Origin of the sequence: uncultured Varibaculum sp. (assembly GCF_902489465.1) — a bacterium.
Taxonomy (GTDB): domain Bacteria; phylum Actinomycetota; class Actinomycetes; order Actinomycetales; family Actinomycetaceae; genus Varibaculum.
The window spans coordinates 1-18,326 of the sequence record NZ_CABTZZ010000007.1 but is presented as its reverse complement, the minus strand read 5'-3'; the positions used below and the strand labels follow the sequence as shown (position 1 = coordinate 18,326).

15 protein-coding genes, 2 tRNA genes and 1 pseudogene are annotated in these 18,326 nt (G+C 48.0%); 12 read left to right on the top strand and 6 right to left on the bottom strand.

Features of this window, described 5'->3' with window-relative positions; translation table 11 throughout:
• Positions 1-322: 322 nt before the first annotated feature.
• Positions 323-952, bottom strand: coding sequence for a YigZ family protein (locus RDM26_RS02375; protein WP_307737452.1), 630 nt, complete (start codon positions 950-952; stop codon positions 323-325).
• 218 nt (positions 953-1,170) lie between these two features.
• On the opposite strand from RDM26_RS02375, the gene rpmF reads away from it, so the two are divergent.
• Positions 1,171-1,353, top strand: coding sequence for a 50S ribosomal protein L32 (rpmF, locus tag RDM26_RS02370; protein ID WP_022863893.1), 183 nt, complete (start codon positions 1,171-1,173; stop codon positions 1,351-1,353).
• Positions 1,354-1,482: 129 nt separating this feature from the next.
• Here the strand turns inward: rpmF and RDM26_RS02365 are convergent, their stop codons facing one another.
• The 4 genes from RDM26_RS02365 to RDM26_RS02350 form a co-directional block, all read right to left on the bottom strand.
• Positions 1,483-2,322, bottom strand: coding sequence for a hypothetical protein (locus tag RDM26_RS02365; protein ID WP_307737451.1), 840 nt, complete (start codon positions 2,320-2,322; stop codon positions 1,483-1,485).
• Entirely contained in the window at positions 2,319-3,128 is an 810-nt protein-coding gene (locus tag RDM26_RS02360; RefSeq protein WP_307737450.1) for an ATP-binding cassette domain-containing protein, read from the bottom strand. The genes RDM26_RS02365 and RDM26_RS02360 overlap by 4 nt, the downstream gene beginning before the upstream one ends.
• Positions 3,118-3,492 carry a GntR family transcriptional regulator gene (locus tag RDM26_RS02355; protein ID WP_307737449.1) on the bottom strand — a complete coding sequence of 125 codons (375 nt, stop codon included), beginning with the start codon at positions 3,490-3,492 and terminating at the stop codon, positions 3,118-3,120. Before RDM26_RS02355 ends, RDM26_RS02360 begins: the two co-directional genes overlap by 11 nt.
• 447 nt (positions 3,493-3,939) lie before the next feature.
• Positions 3,940-4,016: transfer RNA gene (locus RDM26_RS02350), tRNA-Pro, on the bottom strand.
• A 75-nt stretch (positions 4,017-4,091) separates the two neighbouring features.
• Here RDM26_RS02350 and RDM26_RS02345 point away from each other — a divergent pair.
• Together RDM26_RS02345 and RDM26_RS02340 are read left to right on the top strand one after the other, a co-directional pair.
• Positions 4,092-4,165: transfer RNA gene (locus RDM26_RS02345), tRNA-Gly, on the top strand.
• 187 nt (positions 4,166-4,352) lie between these two features.
• Positions 4,353-5,279, top strand: coding sequence for an exonuclease domain-containing protein (locus RDM26_RS02340; protein WP_307737448.1), 927 nt, complete (start codon positions 4,353-4,355; stop codon positions 5,277-5,279).
• Positions 5,280-5,432: 153 nt separating this feature from the next.
• Here the strand turns inward: RDM26_RS02340 and RDM26_RS02335 are convergent, their stop codons facing one another.
• On the bottom strand, positions 5,433-6,059 hold the full coding sequence (locus RDM26_RS02335) for a recombinase zinc beta ribbon domain-containing protein (protein ID WP_307737447.1): 627 nt from the start codon (positions 6,057-6,059) through the stop codon (positions 5,433-5,435).
• A gap of 628 nt (positions 6,060-6,687) precedes the next feature.
• Between RDM26_RS02335 and RDM26_RS02330 the strand changes: the two genes are divergently transcribed.
• The 9 genes and pseudogenes from RDM26_RS02330 to RDM26_RS02290 all read left to right on the top strand — a co-directional run bounded on the left by RDM26_RS02330 (position 6,688) and on the right by RDM26_RS02290 (position 18,192).
• Positions 6,688-7,611: a hypothetical protein gene (locus tag RDM26_RS02330; protein ID WP_307737446.1), complete on the top strand. Its 924-nt coding sequence runs from the start codon at positions 6,688-6,690 to the stop codon at positions 7,609-7,611.
• Positions 7,608-7,856, top strand: a complete 249-nt coding sequence (locus RDM26_RS02325; RefSeq protein ID WP_307737445.1) for a helix-turn-helix domain-containing protein — start codon at positions 7,608-7,610, stop codon at positions 7,854-7,856. The genes RDM26_RS02330 and RDM26_RS02325 overlap by 4 nt, the downstream gene beginning before the upstream one ends.
• Positions 7,844-8,290 (top strand): annotated as a pseudogene (locus RDM26_RS02320) (DNA methyltransferase); the annotation flags it as partial. The gene RDM26_RS02325 and the pseudogene RDM26_RS02320, both read left to right, overlap by 13 nt.
• 47 nt (positions 8,291-8,337) lie before the next feature.
• A complete protein-coding gene (locus RDM26_RS02315) occupies positions 8,338-9,579 on the top strand; it encodes a DNA methyltransferase (RefSeq protein ID WP_307737498.1) in 1,242 nt (413 codons plus the stop codon).
• A gap of 13 nt (positions 9,580-9,592) precedes the next feature.
• Positions 9,593-12,241: a DEAD/DEAH box helicase family protein gene (locus RDM26_RS02310; protein WP_307737444.1), complete on the top strand. Its 2,649-nt coding sequence runs from the start codon at positions 9,593-9,595 to the stop codon at positions 12,239-12,241.
• A 32-nt stretch (positions 12,242-12,273) separates the two neighbouring features.
• A complete protein-coding gene (locus RDM26_RS02305) occupies positions 12,274-13,194 on the top strand; it encodes a Hachiman antiphage defense system protein HamA (RefSeq protein ID WP_307737443.1) in 921 nt (306 codons plus the stop codon).
• A complete protein-coding gene (locus RDM26_RS02300; protein WP_307737442.1) occupies positions 13,187-15,832 on the top strand; it encodes a DEAD/DEAH box helicase in 2,646 nt (881 codons plus the stop codon). Before RDM26_RS02305 ends, RDM26_RS02300 begins: the two co-directional genes overlap by 8 nt.
• 23 nt (positions 15,833-15,855) lie before the next feature.
• The gene (locus RDM26_RS02295) at positions 15,856-17,148 is read left to right on the top strand and encodes an RNA-binding domain-containing protein (RefSeq protein WP_307737441.1); all 1,293 of its coding nucleotides are present in this window, start codon (positions 15,856-15,858) and stop codon (positions 17,146-17,148) included.
• 267 nt (positions 17,149-17,415) lie between these two features.
• On the top strand, positions 17,416-18,192 hold the full coding sequence (locus RDM26_RS02290; protein WP_307737440.1) for a hypothetical protein: 777 nt from the start codon (positions 17,416-17,418) through the stop codon (positions 18,190-18,192).
• Positions 18,193-18,326: the final 134 nt, after the last annotated feature.

Below are 18,326 nucleotides of genomic sequence, written 5' to 3'. Positions count from 1 at the left end.
AAATACTTTGTTGCCCCGAGGGACAGCCCGCTCCTTAGCGGTCGGCGGGATGCCCCTAGATACATAGACGACAGTGAGAGGGGGCAAGGAACAACATTTGCCTCTCCAATCTGCCGTGAGAACTCTGATGCTTCAAGTTGTAACATCTTCGGTTTTGTAGTCGCAACTTTTATGCGATCAGTAAAATTTGGGGATGCTTGCTCGCCATCAGCTCGCTGCTATCGCGGTGGAGATAGGGACAGGTAGCCGCGCGACACCTACCTTAATATCTGCTCTAAAGAAGCAGAGGAAGAGCTTGAAAAAATATTTGGCTAGGCGGAGATTACTCTCGCACTTGTGAAGTAATATTCGGTGCCGTCTCTATGCTTATTTCCCGCCCGCTGATGCTCGATAAGTAGCTTTCGATCTGCGATTTGGTAGTTTCAAGCGGGGCAGAAAAGCGCAAGGTAGCATCCTGGCCAAAGTCGCGCGCGAGGATCTGGTAACCATTTTGAGTTAGCTTAGCTTCGATCTTTCCGGCTTCCCCGATTGGTAAATGTAACTGGTAGGAAGGTTGGGTAATCAAGCGTACGGTCTGGGCTTTTTTCAGTACTTGTTGTACTGCCTCCGAATAGGCACGTACCAACCCGCCGGTACCCAGTTTAGTTCCCCCGAAATAACGGGTAACTACGCAGGTAACATTGGTTAACCCGGATTCGGTCAAGACTTTGAGCATCGGACCTCCGGCAGTTCCCGCCGGTTCTCCATCGTCACTACTGCGAGCAGTGTCCGGCCCAGTATCTTGGTGAATGATAAAAGCGGTGCAGTGGTGGCGGGCGTCGGGAAACTCGCGGCGAATCTGGGCGATAAACTCGCGGGCAGCCTCCTCAGAATCGGTGCGCGCGCAGGAGGCGATAAAACGGGAGCGCTTAATCTCGATTTCGCTGCGGGCAGGGGCATAGATAGTGCGCATAGCTTGATACTATCTATAAGTAAGCTGGGGGAGGGGGATCATTTAGGATTAAGGCGAGGGCGTCCTCAGAAATGAAAAAGGATAGTTTTCTGCTCTTTCCGCGCGAGATAAAGCGTGCTCGCGGTACAAATCACATGGTTGAAACTGGAAACTTATCGCTATAAATGGCACAGTTGTAGAGGTTATTTTTCTATTTGTTTTAGTTAGAGGAGTCCGTGATGGCAGTACCAAAGCGCAAAATGTCTCGTGCGAATACCCGCACTCGGCGGTCTGCTTGGAAAGCCAAGGCACCCCAGCTTACTTCGGTCAAGGGCAATGATGGACGTTCCTATGTGGCACCTCGTCACCTGGCCAAAGCGGTAAAGCTGGGGCTGTACAGCCCGGCAGACGATTTTGAGTAAAGCTCGAAGTTAAGAAAAAGCCCCTAGCAGTTTCCTGCTAGGGGCTTTCGTTTATGGTTTTTTCTTTTTATGCTTCCCGAATGAAGGATCCCTGGAGGTGGCCGAGAGATCTTCTGTCATTCACTTTCCTTAGCGCAGGGAAGTACCTTTCTTTAGGGAGACAGTCGTGAGATAGCCTGCGACTGCCGTGAGCGCGGCGGTGCCGAGCAGCCACCAGATTGAAATCGACGGGGGTTCCACAGGATTAGACTCACTGGGGTCAATCGGTCCAAATATAGTGAAGAGAATTCCATCCCAATCCAGAGAAATAAAGGGGGCATCGGGGGCGAAAAATACCAGCTGCCCAGGGAGAAGCATCAGCAGGAAGCCAATAATTTGCATTCCTACATACACCAGCACTGCTACTAATATCGGGCCGCCAATTTTTCCGAAACGATCCAGGAAAGGTCGCCGGTTGCCGGCGGTAACTATGAACTGGTAAATGAAAACACTGGAAATCGAGGATAGTAGCATGGCTATCAGAAGCAGAAAAGCTACTTGCCAGGTCTGAATGGTTGTGAAGAAGGATTTTAGAGCGGCGCCAGTGGTATCTTCTAAAAATAAAGATGTGAATAGCAGTAGTCCTCCGCAAAAAATCACTAGCGTGCAAAGGCAGAGAGCTAAGAGGTTAAAAAGGCTTTTTGCCCAAAAAAGCTCGGTAGGCCTTGCCGGGATTGACATGGTGAAATACCCAGTTTTGCCATACATGGAACGGTAATAGTGAACTAAAAGGATTATCGAATAAACCAGGTAGGCGGCTAGCATTCCTAAGAATGCTAATAAAAATATGGTAGACCCTACGGCTACGGAGTTACGTAGAATTGAGACGGCTATTGCGCTCAAGATTGCGGTCAGCAAGGTCAAACCAATGGTGATACCTAGCGGTTTACGCAGCGCCAGGAAATCGTGTTTCATTATTTTAGTAATCATCGGTACATCCCCCTAAAGAGTCCGTCCAGACTGGTTTGATAGGTGCTGCGGAGCTGGTCGGCATCTCCGGTTAAAAATACTTGTCCTGCCGACATGAATACGGCGGTAGAAACCACGGGTTCCACATCGTTAATCAAGTGGGTCGATAGCAGCATTACTGCCTGGGGATTGAACCGCGAAATAACGGCTCGCAAGATTACGTCCCGCGCCGCCGGATCCACCCCGCTAATGGGCTCATCCAGCAGATAGACGCGCGCATTTCGCGACATAATCAGCGCTACTTGCAGTTTTTCACGCATCCCCTTGGACATGGCAGATAATTTTCTGTCAGCTGGGAGACGGAAAAAATCGATCATTTCGTAGGCTTTCGCCGAATCGAAATCGGTGAAGAAGTCCCGGTATTGGCGGATTGCGGAGCGCGGAGTGAGATTATCTGCCAACAATGAGCTGTCGGGTAGGTAGGAGGTGAAGGCTTTGGTCTCGGCTCCGGGAGTTTTCCCGAAAAGCCGAACCTCGCCCTCGTAATCCTGCATTACCCCAGCCAAGATTTTCATTAGGGTAGTTTTTCCACACCCGTTCGGCCCCATGAGGCCGACTATGCCGCCACTGGGCAAGGTTAGGTTGGCGTTAACTAGTCCGATCTGAGACCCGTAGAACTTCGATACTCCTTTTATTTCAATAGCGGGAGCAGTCGTCTGCGCACCGAGGTGTTCATTTGCCGGGCTGGGCGTTATCGATGGTTCGGGGTTTGCACCGAGGCTAGAAGCCGGAGGCGTTGGGAACTGGTTAAACTGATTAGCAGTCATGAGATTTTCCCTTCTTCCATTGTTTTTCTACAAGGTCAAGTGTTTGGGGTAGGGTAGCGCCAGCTTTTTTCATGGTGGCGGCATACTGGTCGGTGTGTTCTAGGAATATTTTTTGGCGAGTCAGCCAGATCTTGTCCTGGTCTTGGGTTACGAACCGTCCGGCGGTGCGCTCTGATACTGCCAGCCCTTCGCGTTCTAGTTCCGATAGGGCGCGTTGCACCGTATTCGGGTTGGCGCCTACCATTTGCGCGAGGTCGCGCACGCTGGGGATCTTGCTCCCTGGTGGCCAGCTTCCAGAAGTTATCCGACGAGAAAACTCATCGCGCAGTTGACTCCAAATAGGAATCGCTGAGTTTAGCTCCAAGGGTTCCTCCTTTCATCACTGTATTAGTGTAGTAATACAGTAACTCTGTTGGAGGTATTGTGTCAAGCGCTTAATACAGATTTCTTTTGTGGTTTTTAGGTGGCGGGCACCATATTCGCCATACCTGGAGTTCAAGCAGGGGCGTTGGTTTTTCCTCCTGCCCAAAGGTAGGGAGTTTTCTTTCGTTTCGCCCCGCTTTACTGATCGTTATTAAGGTGGAAAAATGTTATTCCCACACGGATTGGGCATGAAAAGCGCGGGGAAGAGGTTTTATCCGAGTGGGTGCGGTGGGCATAAAGTTTGGGAAATACGCAAGTATTTTCCGAACTTTGGGCGAGAGGAAAAACCTCTTTCCCGTGCGTACAGGCAGACTATGCAGCCAAAGACCATGCTAGAAAGAAGAAAATCCCGCGACCTATGCGGACATATGTCGCGGGACATCACACATGGTCGGGGCGACAGGATTTGAACCTGCGACTCCCTGCTCCCAAAGCAGGTGCGCTACCAAGCTGCGCCACGCCCCGTCAGTTTTATTTTCTGACCTTCTATAGGTTACACTGTTTTTCGCGGCTTCCGTTAACTTGAAGCGAAAGTCAGTTGCGAGTGTAGCTCAATGGTAGAGCCCCAGCCTTCCAAGCTGGTCATGCGGGTTCGATTCCCGTCACTCGCTCCACTTAGACGTCGGATTTGATAAGTACCCTCTTGCGTTAGCGAGTATCGCTTAGGGGGGTGTGAAAAATCGCTTGCGTTAGCGGGTTTGGGTCTTGCGTTACCTAGTATCTTGTCTTCCCTGTTCGGATATGGTTTTGGGGTTTAACTCGCTAACGGAGAATAAGATGTTGATGTAGTGGAGGGTATCTATGGGTGAATTCGTTGCTATTGATTTCGAGACAGCTAATGAACAGCGTCGTTCTGCCTGTGCGGTAGGCTTGGCTCTCTTTGATAATGATGGACAGCTTGCTGATAGTTACTATCAGCTACTACATCCGCATCCAGATGTGGATTATTTTAACCCTGTTAACGTGTGGGTTCATGGCATCACTGCGGACGATGTTGCGGATGCGCCGCAGTGGTCGCAGATAGCCGATCGAGTAGCGTCTTTCATCGGGGATCGGCCAATCGTTGCGCATAATATGGCTTTCGACGGTTATGTGCTTTCAGATCTAGCGGATTTGTATAACACTGAGGCAATTCCTAACAGGCGGTTTTGCACCGTGCGGTTAGCGAGAAAAATTCTAGCCGGAAAATTGGAACGCAAATCACTGGATGAGGTTTTTTATTACTTTTTCCCCGACGGGGTTTTCGAGCATCATCAGGCTGCCGCTGATGCTAAGGCTGCGGGAATGATTTTTGCCAGGATGGTGCAAGAGTTTGGTTTCGAGAAACTTGAAGAATTGTGTCCGCCAACTGGAAATAAATTCAATACTAAATCCAAGACCAAGTCTGAACGTTCTGGAATACTAGCTGATCAGTTGGGGGTAGATCAACTTATTGAAAGGTACGGAAAATCTAGAGCTCTCGAAGGTGAACACGTGGTTTTTACCGGTACTTTAAAGCATGGTCAACGCGCAGCTGCGCAACAGCTCGTGAGTGCTATAGGTGGTGTGGCAGACAAGAGCCTAACGAAGAAAACTACTGTGCTGGTAGTGGGTATCCCAAATCCCCGTTCGTGGGTTGAAGGATCTTCAGCATCTCGGAAGCTGCTCAAAGCTTCACAAATGCGTGAGAAAGGCTCGCCTATTGAAGTTATCAGCGAAGAAGAATTTTTCAATCGGCTAGCTGACTAAAAATTTCCCTCTTTTTATCAGAGGGCTATAGTTACGCGAAATATTTAAGAGATAAAAACCTTATTAGCGCGGCATACTAATTTCTTTTCCGGTTCTAAAGATGAACCGGATCTGGTTTGCGCCGATGATGGCGTGGTCGATCAGGGCGTTCCATTAACAGGGCTGGAAGTGTTCGATGGGTTTGCCGGCTAGCTGGGAGTAGGTGGTTTTGATCGCGGTGGCTTTGGCGTTTTTAGCCGCTGTCTGTGCGTTAACGGCGTGTTTTTCTGCGAGTGTTTTCTGGTATTTCGCGTCTAGTTGGGTGTATTTGGCGAGGTATTGTTCTTGGTCTTGCGCTAGGCGTTGATTCTCAGCGATCAGCTCCTCGATCTGGTTGGCGAGAACGCAGATCTTGTCATCTAGGTGGCTGGATTCTGCCTCGAGCTGGTCAGTATTAAACATTTCGGTGATGGCTTGTGGTAGGTTTTCTTTCCCGCGATAGTTTTTAGCGAGCTGGCCCAGTGCGGAAAGGAACGCGGTCTGTATTTGCTCATCACGCAAGGTAGCGGTCTGGCAGGGACGGGGATGGTCGTATTTGTGGTTGCATCGCCAGATCGTGTGTTTGTATTTAGTGTTGGATGCCCAGGTTTTGGGTCCGTACCAGGATCCGCAATCTGCACATTTTAGGCGGCTAGAAAATAGTCCGATTTTGGCGGTGTTGGCCGCGTGGCGGGTGGCGAGTTCGTATTGAAACTGGTCCCAGACTTTTGGATCGACGATGGGTTCGTGGTTGCCGGTCACGTAGTACTGGGGAGTAGTCCTTGGTTTTCTTCAGAATGCTCAGATCACTAGTGAAGGCCACTAAGGAAACGACAAAGGCGAGCCACCCTCGCTTGCCCGAAGACATGTTGAGGGTGACCCGCCGAGCGCTCCCAGAGCAGGTCTCATTAGTGAACTTGTTTGTCTACAACCACAACCACGTACGCTGTGGAGGTGCTTGCCCGCCAGGCAGACCCTCGAAGCTAAAACTTCGAGCTTGAGGGGGAAGATGCGCCGTTGGCCACCAGCAGCAACCACCCCTCACTTGTAAGTCATGGGAAACCCCAAAACTGGACGGTCAGATTGCTACTTTTTTGAGTTGCCAGGTTTAGTCTGCGAAAGAGCTGAACCAGCAACACTCTTCGCGGCCTTGCCGTAACGGCCATCGCTGAGAATCTTGCTTGCCTTAGACGCAACCTTCTTCGACGTCTGACGTGTATTCTTTCTAGCCACCCAGATCACCTCCTTATCGTTCAAACCGTTTATCCACGGATCTGGTGTGTGTTGGTGAGCGTTAGCACTAGCTTGTTGTGAGATAATCGCCATAAAGGGATTTTCGGTAGCTACGCTTTTTGCTCACACATCAAATGAAACCAAGCAGGATTCCTAGATGGTTGGCAGAACCGGGGTCAGAACTTCTATTTTTTCTAGAAGTTCTTCTAGAAAAGACGAAAAGGGGTGGAAAGTGGCGGTTAGCGACTTCTGTAATGCCTTTTATCCACCCAGGAAGACTCCGATAACTAGTCAGGCTAAATTCGCGCGGGCAGCTTTTGAAGCAGCGGGCTGTGAGTACCCTATAGGCGTTAACTACTGGACGGCTTTGTTCCGTGGAGATCAACAACTGTCGGAACCGATGCGAGATTCCTTTCCTGAACCGATTGATAAAGAAGGGCTTTACAGTTTTCTGTACGACTACTGCAAACCGAAGCCCAGACAACACGGCACTCTCAAAGACCGTTGCGCGCTCGTTGCGAGAAATGCGGGCTTACCATCATCCCGTGCAGTGGATCCACAGCCGTTTTTGCGTGCTAGTACCGACTGGTTTGAGGCAATCATTCACGACCCCGAAAACTGTGATGTTCTAGAGCGTTCATATCTGCTAAGACTTAAAGGAGAGGAACTCAAGACTGCCGACCAACTTCCTGCTCCTCTTTATTCAGGAGATAAAGTGGATGTCTTAAATCCCCCGGCGCTACAAGAGCACAGTGTCGGCTTTTGGCAAGAATTCACTCATCAGTGGGTATTTCAGAACATCGGCGAAATTCCCTGGATTGGGAGAACCTTAGTATGCATCAACCCACATGATTCATACATTCGTCCGATTAATCTAGACCGTATCGTCATCCCAGATACTCACCCCGGAAACAATCGAATCAAGGTTCAATGCGTCCTCAAAGTCCAAGGTTACGAAGGGCGAGTGACAAGCCAGTGGGAGCTGCAAAACGAAAACGGAGAAAACTGTTTCCCAGGTCGAAATACACAGTTTAATGTCGCCGCAGACGTTACCTTTCCCCATTCCGGAGGTAAAAAATGACCGAGCCAAGCTCTGAAAGATGGGTCACCATGAAAACCGCTCAAAAACATCTCGGGGTGCGTAGAGAAACGGTGACCAGCTGGATCCATAAACGGGATTTACCCGCCTATAAAATAGGTAGACAATGGAAATTTAAACTTTCTGAGATAGATGAGTGGGTTCGATCCGGCGAAGCAGCCGACCAAAAGAGTAGAACCGAAAATAGTACTGAAGAAACGAACGGAGGCACACAATGCCAGAACTGAACTGGGTGGGCAAAAACAAAGTCATCACCCACCACCTCGACGTGCCCTACCGTGTGCTGGACCGACAATACTCATTCGACGAGACCGGGCAACATGACGTGGATAATGGCTCAGAGAACATAATCATCCACGGCGACAACCTGCAAGCTCTCAAAGCGCTACTACCGAAATACGGGGGAAAGGTTGACTGTATTTATATTGATCCCCCATATAACACAGGTAATGAAGGATGGGTTTACAACGACGCAGTCAATGATCCACAAATCAAGAAGTGGCTTGGAGAGGTAGTAGGCAAAGAAGGTGAAGACCTATCCCGTCATGACAAATGGTTATGCATGATGTACCCGAGACTGCGCTTACTTCAACAGCTCTTGGCGCCAACTGGCGTTATTTTTATTTCCATTGATGACCATGAAGAAGCTTCCCTAAGATGTATTTGCGATGAGGTATTTGGACGGAGTAATCATCTTGTCACTTTTGTCTGGGAGTCGTCTGGGAGTCGTCTGGGAACACTGATAATCAAGCCGACATCATCGGCACCCATGAATACATCCTCGGGTATTCACGTAACAGAAATTTGTCTCGTATTAATGCAGTTGTCGATCCAAATATCCCTGAAGATTCCAAAATTAGGCGAAATTTCGTTGAGAATTCTGCGATCAAGAACGGCTTTAAAAATCCTCCGTCAATTATCGAACTTCCGACAGGATTCCCTAGCTCGGAGGGGACTCTTGATCTTTCTCATCACGATTTCGCTGATAAATTTATCGTATTAGCTGAAGGGGAGGGCTATATATCTAGAACTCTAAGCAAGCAGTTTCCAGTTAACTATCCTCTTCGTCTCGACGACCTTCATATTCGAGATGGAAGGCTTTGTGCTCCATGCCGAGTGTTTTCCGGTTGGATGAACGCCAAGAAACTCCGCAGGTTTCTAGATAATGGCTGTGAGCCTGTGAAAGAAGGTGAAGAGAGTTACTACTTCTATGTAACTAAGAGCGGTGCTGTCTACTATCGAAAAGAGGGTAGGCAAAGCCACTATGTACAGTCCGTGCTTCGCAATATGGGGACAACTGAAACAAATAAATACACACTCGAGGCAATGGGATTAAATTTTGATTACCCAAAACCGGTTGAACTAGTCGAATATCTCTTGTCGCTTTACACGCCCTGCAACGGACTTGTGCTTGATTCTTTTGCGGGATCTGGAACTACGGGGCATGCCGTGCTTAATCTCAATCGACGAGATAATGGGTCGCGAAAGTTCATTCTCGTAGAACTCGGAGACTATGCAGATGGGCTTACTGCGCAGCGCATCAAGAACATCATTAGACAGAGACCCTCACAGATAGACAATGCCGTGGAAACAATGTCATTTTTTGAGCTTGGTGATCCTTTGTTTGTTGATGGGAATTTGAACCCTGTAGTTCCGGTGGAGAGGGTTCGTGAGTACGTGTGGTTTACCGAGACTCGGACACCTTATGAATCTGCATCTGTTGATGGGTATCCGTATTTTTTGGGTGTGCATAACGACACGAGTTACATTTTCGTTTTCGAACCGGATCGAGCAACGGTACTAGACCGGGAAACTTTGAGTCAGATTCCTGACGAGTGTGGTGCTGGTTCCTATGTTATCTATGCCGACACGTGCGTTCTTTCTGATGATGAGTTACGCGCGCTGAATATTACGTTTAAGAAGATTCCTCGGGATATCACCCGTCTTTAAGGAGGTAACGGAAATGGAGCTAAAGAAGTATCAAAAACGGGTGATTGCTGACCTGGAGGATTTTCTTTCTCAGCTTGACCAGCAATCTACTATTTCGGAGGCGTTTGCTGCTTACTGGCAGTCAAAGCAGATTGCTGTGGGTGCGGGCGGTATTTTGGGGTATCAAAATGTTGTTGATGGTGTCCCGCATGTTTGCTACAAGGTTCCTACCGGTGGTGGGAAGACGTTCTTGGCTTGTGCCTCGGTGAAGCCGATTTTTGATGCGTTGCCGCCTACTCGCCAGAAGGCTGTGGTTTGGCTGGTACCCTCGGAGTCTATTTTGACGCAAACTTTGGGCGCATTGAAGGATACCTCTCATCCGTATCGGCAACGGTTGAATATGGATTTTGCAGGCCGGGTTGAGGTGTATTCGAAAGAGGAGCTCTTGGCTGGGCAGAATTTTTCACCAGCTACGGTTGCTGAGCAGTTATCGGTGATGGTGCTGTCTTATGATTCTTTCCGTACCCGTAGTAAGGAGGGTCGGAAGGCCTATCAAGCTAACGGCAATCTAACCTCGTTTGCAAGCGCGTTTGGTACCCCGGATCAGCCGATTGAAAATGCTGATGAGACTGCACTCTTCCAGGTGATTAATCAGCTTAATCCTGTGGTGATTGTAGATGAGTCCCATCATGCTACGAGTAGTTTGAGCCAAGAGATGCTGGTTAATTTCAACCCAGCTTTCATTGTTGATCTGACTGCTACTCCAAGAAAGCAAGCGAATGTTATCTCTTATGTTGATGCACTCGCGTTGAAGAACGAGAACATGGTGAAACTCCCCGTGGTTGCTTACAACCGGTCTTCTCAGACCGAGGTAATCACCGATGCTATTGACTTGCGGCAATCCCTAGAAGCTGCTGCCGATTTACAGATGGATCAAGGTGGGCGTTATATTCGCCCGATTGTGTTGTTCCAGGCTCAACCTAAAACTGGTGAGGACGCGACATCTTTTGAACGGTTACGTGAAAAACTGGTTGCCGCTGGTATCCCTGAAGAACAGATCGCAATCAAAACCGCAAGCATTAATGAACTCAAAGGCGTTGATCTTCTCAGCAAAGAGTGTCCGATCCGGTTCATCATCACTGTGAATGCTCTTAAAGAAGGCTGGGATTGTCCATTTGCCTACATTTTGGCGTCTTTAGCAAACAAAACTAGCCAGGTTGATGTGGAACAGATTCTTGGCCGCGTGCTCCGTCAGCCGCACGCGATCCGTCAGCGAAATCAGTTATTGAACATGAGTTACGTGTTGACCTCATCGAATGATTTCAATGCTACTTTGAATCAAATCATTGCTGGGCTTAATAGTGCTGGTTTCAGCAAGCGTGATTTCCGCGCAGCTGACCAAACAACAATCGATATCAACAGCACGCCAGAATCATTACCTGTCATGTCGAGTGGTTCTGAAGAGAAATCGAAAAATGCGGATACCGAGGAGTTCTTGGAATTCGAGGCAAGCGAGGTGGCCGCAGACTTAGAACAGCGCAGAACCGAAAGCACAAATGAAGGAGAGGCTTCAGCAAGTCCGAGCCTGGACAATATGCTCACCCAAGCCGCTCAGCAAGGTAGCGACTATGAGCAAGAAGCTGAAGAGGCAGCGCAGCTTGGGGACGGTTTCGTGCCAGCAGATTTGGAGGATACCGTGGATACCACAGAAATGTTTGCTGATTTTGTGACGGAAGTTTCTAATCTTCGGTTGCCTCAGTTCTTCATCAAGACTCCACCCTCGGTTCTATTTCCCGCTACCGATGATGGTGCTGATCTGTTAAAGAATGAGGCGTTAGCAGCTGATTTTACGCTGCGCGATAAGGACACACAGTTGGATCTAACGACTGCCGATGAGCAGATGTACCGGATCGATGTGACGAATAAAACTGATATTCCGCGTGCTTTCAGGATGAGCGCCAATGATCAGAAGATTATGCGAGAACACTTCGGCAGGCTCTCTGTGGAATCCCAGAAACGTAACGCCGCAGAGATGATTTATCAGCGACTAAAGCCCATTAACTCTATCCAGGATGGAGAACTTCGCGATTATATTAAACGCATCGCTGAGAATTTCAACGCTGAAGATTTAATGACATTTCAGGAACATCCGCATGCTGTTGCCGCGAAGATCAAGACTAAAATAGACGGCCTGCTTACTGATCATAAGGCGAAGAAGTTTTATGAGGATGTTGAAACCCGCCATATCGACATCCAATACAACTATCAGCTGCCAACAGTGATTCAGCCGGTTCATTCGACCACTTTAATCGGTGGCTCTTTATATCAAGCTGAAGACCAGATGAATGATTACGAGACCGAGTTCGCCTCAAGGTTCTCGTCCATGGACAACATTAGATGGTGGCACCGCAATATCGAGCGTAGAGGCTTTTGCATCAACGGTCCGATCAATCATTACCCCGACTTCATCGTTATGACCAATAACGGGGTTATTGTCATGGTCGAGCCCAAAGGGGCACAGCTCGACAACCCGGATTCGCAACGTAAACGCCGGCTCGGAAGAACCTGGGCAGACATGGCCGGTGACACGTATCGCTACTACATGGTGTTTAAAGACGGGGTCAAGCTGCCGGAGGGGGCATACAGCAGTTCTGATTTCTTCCGTATTCTGGAACAGCTCTAGGCAAAAAAGCGTGATGAGTGAAGGTGGGTGAAATGGTAGACGCAACGATATCCGCAACGCTGCGTGGAGATACCTTTTCAAGTACCTTCACTGAAGTACAGCATCAGAAAACGTTGGGTCTTCGAAATGATGAACAACTGCGTTTATTTCATCTAGCTGTACAAAATAATCGCTTCGACTACGCGGGGATGATGAAATTCCTGAAAAGAAATGTTGGGCGTTATGTGTTTTCCAGGGCCGAGATTGAAGACTATAAGATAAACGATGCTGTCGAGGACATTGCCCTTGATGCCGTCAACCGTATGAGATCTCAACGAGGGGGAGTGGGGCTTGGGGAAATCCTGTTATATGCCTTACTCGAACAGATCCTCAAAGCTCCCAAGGTATTGAGCAAGATTGAGCTTAACCGAGCGATAGGGCAGACTCGTAGCCGTTGTGATGCTATCCATCTGCTCCAACCAGACGGGCAGCGTCTAACTACCAGCATTGTTTTTGGCACATCAAGCGTAATCGGCAATATGAATGATGCTATCGATGCGGCCTTCGAGAGAGTTAGCGATATAGAAAAGAACCGGCAAGTTGAAGTTCAACTTGCCGAGCAAACCGTGTTCACTAAAACGCTAGATCCACAAACCGCACAACAGGTAAAAGATTTACTGGTACCCCGGCCGGGTGGTGTACCTAAATTCGACATGGCGTTTTCAATTTTTCTTTGCTATAACCTGGGTCTCGATCCGAAAAATTACAGTAATGACCAGTACCGTGCACAGCTTGCTCATAAGATGAAGATTGATATCGCGGCTCACGCCCAATACATTGCCGATAAAATCAATCAACTCAATCTAGATTCTTACGCCTTCTACATATATTTATTACCCCTAGACAACGTAGATACCGACGCAACCACCATCATGGATGGGATGGTTAACGGAACAGGGGATGGACATGTCTAGCGACCAGGTAAACGTCGGTGAACTTGTTTTTAACGACATAGACGAGAACGCTTTCCTCAATCAGCTATACGCAAATCTGCTTTATAACTATGGATTGCACAGATTCCAGCTCACTTACCGTGAACAATATGACGTAGATGTAGAAGCAGCTCTACGTTTCGCCGACTTATTATCGAAATCAACGCACCCCACTAAACGGGATCGACACCGGGTTTGGGCACAAGAAATAGCTTTGCTGTGTAACATCTTGTACCCAGATAATCCTCACGTTCGCGCGTACGTGCCCGCCATTTTTACTACGCTTGGGAACTATCCAGGGCTACGCAAACTCTCCGTCACGAGCAATGCCGGTATTCTTGACGCAGCATTTAACGCCTATCAAGCTGAATACTTGAGCATACCCGGTGTAGAAGATATGCGATTCTTCGCTCCGCAAAAACAAATTTATGACCGACTTACCGATAAGCGTTTCTCATTTTCGGCACCCACGTCCCTGGGAAAATCCTTTATCATGCGAACCTTCATAATCAATCAGGTTCGATCGGGCTCACACGATAATTTTGCCATCATCGTGCCCACCAAAGCACTCATTAACGAGACACGTTCAAAGCTCATCGACGAGCTTGAAGAAGACCTCGAGAGATTCGACTATCGTATAGTGAGCGCCGTAGGAGACATAGTCCTAGAAGGGCAACACAATTTCATCTTTGTCCTCACCCCAGAACGGCTCCTATACCTACTCATCAGCAAGCCCGACATACAGTTCGATTACGTATTCTTCGACGAATCACATAAGATATCAGGAAAAAATTCTAGAGCACCGTTCTACTATCAAACGGCCACCATTCTCCAACAACGCCCCCGTCCTCCACGTTTCATATTCGCTTCACCGAACATCCCTAACCCAGAGACATTCCTCCGGCTCGTTGCCCCCGATCCCGATAAAAATAAAGAACAAGCTGTTACAACCCAGTATTCACCCGTAGCACAGTTCAAATACCTAATAAATCTCTATGATAAAACCATCTCAAGCTACAACGACTACACTCAGGAATTCACGCATCTTGTCACGTTAGAAAACGACGTCGCAACCGCAGAAGACATCGCCAGGTTTGTCAGCGATCAATCACAAACACAAAATAACTCCGGACAGACCATCATCTTTTATGGCGCCCGTCAACGAGCTGTCGAAGCCGCGCGGCGATACGCCGAGGGCATGGAGAATCTACAGGATCAAGCTTTAGAAGCACTCGCGAAAGATATCGAGCGTGACGTACATGAGGATTATTACCTCAGCGATCTGATTCGCAAAGGGGTGGGTTACCATATTGGTTACCTTCCACCTGCAATCCGAGAACGTATCGAGAATTTGTTCCGTGAAGGAAAAATCTCAACATTGGTCTGCACCAACACGCTCCTTGAAGGTGTTAATCTACCTGCGGATAATTTAATAATTGCCTCGACCAAAATCGGTCGCTCAGGAATGAACCCAGTCGATTTTACAAACCTTGTAGGTCGTGTCGGACGCATCGAATTTAACCTCTACGGCAATGTCTTCATTGTTGTCGGCGACAAACTAGCGACAGAGCAAAATGCAAAATCCCTCCTCAAAACTGAAATACCTGAGCAAAAACTCTCCGTTGAAACCGACTCACAGGTCATAAGTAAGAAAATGAAGCAGGACATCATCAATGATCTCCGTGAAGGCAACATCGAGTTCACCAAGGGGAAGGAGAGCTACGAGCTTTACTATATGAAGCGCCGCTTCGGGTTAATACTGTTACGCGACATCACTGCTAATCGGCAAAGTCTCGTGCGACAAGAATTCTCCAGCTTCTTAGACAACGAAACGCTAACCCAGATACGCGGAGCATTTGCGCATCGTCCAGGAGAACAAGACGACGATATCAATGTTTCTGTTGACCAGGCAGAGTCGCTAACCGAAGCCATAAAAGCTGGACTTAAATATCCCAAGCCAATGCCTAACGGAAAGTTAGACTACGACTCTACTTTCTCCTTCCTGCAAAGACTTGCTTCCATCTTCAAATGGCGGATATATGACCCCGAAACTTTGGGAAAAACAGCCGATGGAAGTAATGACCTAACGATGCTGCGTTGGTACACAGTGCTCTTAGAACAGTGGATGGAAGGACACGGGCTACGATCAATGATGGCTCGCTCTCTCCAACATCGCCAACAACAAGGCACCCTCTACATCAAAGGGCAAGGGAAAGTTCCATACGAGAATTCACTCCAACATCGAAACATTGTTATTAGTGAAGTACTAGCAGTAATCGAAAATGTGATCCTTTTTAGCTTGTCAAACTATTTCCTAAAATTCTCAAATGAATACAAGCGGGTTCATGAAATCGAGCAATTTGAAAATGACTGGTATGAATACGTTGAATACGGAACTATGAAACGTGAAACTATTCTGCTTCAACGTCTCGGATTCACGCGCGAAAGCGCTACTTACATACGAACTAATACCCCAAAGGCTCTAGTTGTTCGTGAAGCAACGCCCTATCTAAATCCTTGTTTGCTTGAAAGTGTGAATATCAATGTTCGAAAGGAAGCAAACGAAATTAAATACAACGTTCCAGAAGCATTTTCGTTGCCTAATACTTATTTTCATTAAAGAGGGCAAGTAGGGGAGTACACATGGCGACCTCGGCATTACACCGTGAACTTGGAATTCCAGCACGCACGTCTTTAACCTTTGATATCCTTAGCTCTCTGGTTTCAAAGAGAGTTAGGGAACAGGCTGATCTGGACTTCAAACAAAAGCTCTACCATCCCAAAAATGAAAAGGATAAGAAGGAGCTCGTGAAAGATGTTTGCGCTATGGCTAATAGTGGTGGCGGTTGGATCGTCTGCGGTATAGCAGAAAAAGACAGTGCTGCCGCAGAAGTCGTAGGGGTAGACATTGAGATAACAACCGAGACTGACATTCACCAAATGCTAGAAAACCGTATCGACCCGCCGGTAGCGATTAATATTCGCGTCTATCAAGATGCATCCCGAGATAAGAATCTAGTAGCCATTCGTGTTCCAGATTCTGCAGACAAGCCCCACTTGATGAAAATTGGGGATTCAAAAGACACACGAGCCTTTCAAGTACCGATGAGAAAAGGACCAAGCACTGTATGGCTCGATGAAAGATCCTTGAGATCTTTCTACCGTGAAAGCTTTAACCTTGCCAACCACTCGGAAGAGCAGATAAATAAACGCCTTGACGATTTAACTGCAAAAGCGGCAGAAGAATTCCCCGGAATAGCACTTGTGCTGCTTCTCAGCCCGCAGGAACCACTTACAGGAAAACTAGATAAGAACTACCTCGGGGAGGCAGTGAAAAATATTGATCTAGCCAAGTTCTCTATCGGTCGCGGCTTCTCTTTCCTGTATAACATTCAAACTCCACTAAAAATAGGTGATCGACGGTACACCGGTAAACAAACGAGTATACGTTTTCATTCGTTTATCGAAGTGGACTTTGACGGAACAATCGCCGTGGCCATACAACTAGCGGTAAATCCCCCAAAACCGCAGTATCTGGAAGATACGTGGTACACCAACCTTCCAGATGAAGCAACCCAAAATGAACTTGAATACGCCATAATTGAAGCATTCAATTTCGCAACTCAACTAGAGAGATCTCTGAATTCAGCATCCGACTCACAACTGCAAGTGCGCATAGTTGCGCACAAGAATAATCCCATAATTATACGAAAGAAGGAAGGTAGCTGGACTGGTAGCTTGCTTCGACCTAGAGAAGAATCAACGCCGATCAAACACTTCAGAACTGTCAGTTACACAATTCAAGCAGGCTCAACAAGTAAAGAAGAACACGAAATCCTTACCGACATAATCCTGGAAGTGATGAACCAAGGAGGTATAGAGACGATTCATATTCTTCAATCTTTGCCAGAACTGGACGAAACCCCCACGAATTAAACCCGCTAACGCAAGGTAATAATCGCACCCCCTGCGTCGTGAAGGGTGCTAAGAATCAAATAAGAGAACCGCGTCCCAATGGGGAGAAACAAGGCATAAGACTGCCTGAGCCCACCTGCGAAAGGTTAAATTACCTGTTCAAAAGCATTTATTACGCACAAGCGTTGGTTATCAAATCCGACGTCTTAATATCCACTTGGGCGATTCACTTAAACTTCCGCCCGCCCTCTGGGACAATCTTCAAACCAGAGATGAAGCAGCCATAGTGTGTTCACCTCATTCCAACATGTGTTGGCTCATGAGATAATCGGAGACATGGATGATTGGCGCCAAATGGTTATCGAGGCGCTTTCTGCTGCCCGCATGTATCCTTACCTGAAGCGCTGTAACGGTAATCGCAAGGCGGCTCTAAACCTGTACCGATGGCATGGTGAATTAACTGCAGCCGTGCAAACCGTCCTCGGAAACACAGAAGTTGTTTTGCGTAACGCTATTGACCAACAGCTACAAGCCTGGAATCAGGAGCAAATTCCAGGAATAGACAGTTGGCTGCTACAAGAACCTGCCGCGCCTTTGCGATCTCTCAGTGCTGCTAAGCGTAAAGATGCGCTACGAAGAGCTAAAGCCCAAGCCGCGAGTAGACCTATGGATCATCACCGTTATGGTCAAGAAGTTACCCATAATGATGTGCTAGCTCAGATCATGTTTGGTATGTGGCGAGACCTGCTTCCGAACCATTTACCAGGGGCTAATCCCAGGCTTCGCGCTAATATTAACCGGGCACGATTATGGAACGAGGCATTACGCTACGCGTTCCCGCACATAGAAGATGTAAACGGAGAAGTAACATTTTGGCGGGTAGCTCATCTGCATCGGCTACGAAATCGGGTATCCCATGTCGAACCATTGCTAAACGTGGACGTGAAAACCCAGATTCAAGAAGCTTTCGATCTTGTTGCTTCTATCAACCCTGTGGTGGCAGATTGGCTAACGGGTATCTCCCAGGTTAGCGCGGTAATGACCCGTAGACCGGAAAAGAAATGAGAAGAGAGCCTAGCAGCGCTTGCGTCCGCTAGACTCCCTCTAAGACATGATGGGAGACCTCGTTCCCACCTTCTGTACCTTCTACTTTACCACAGCACTCGTAGTAGATTTGAGATCCCAAAATCTCCTGCAGG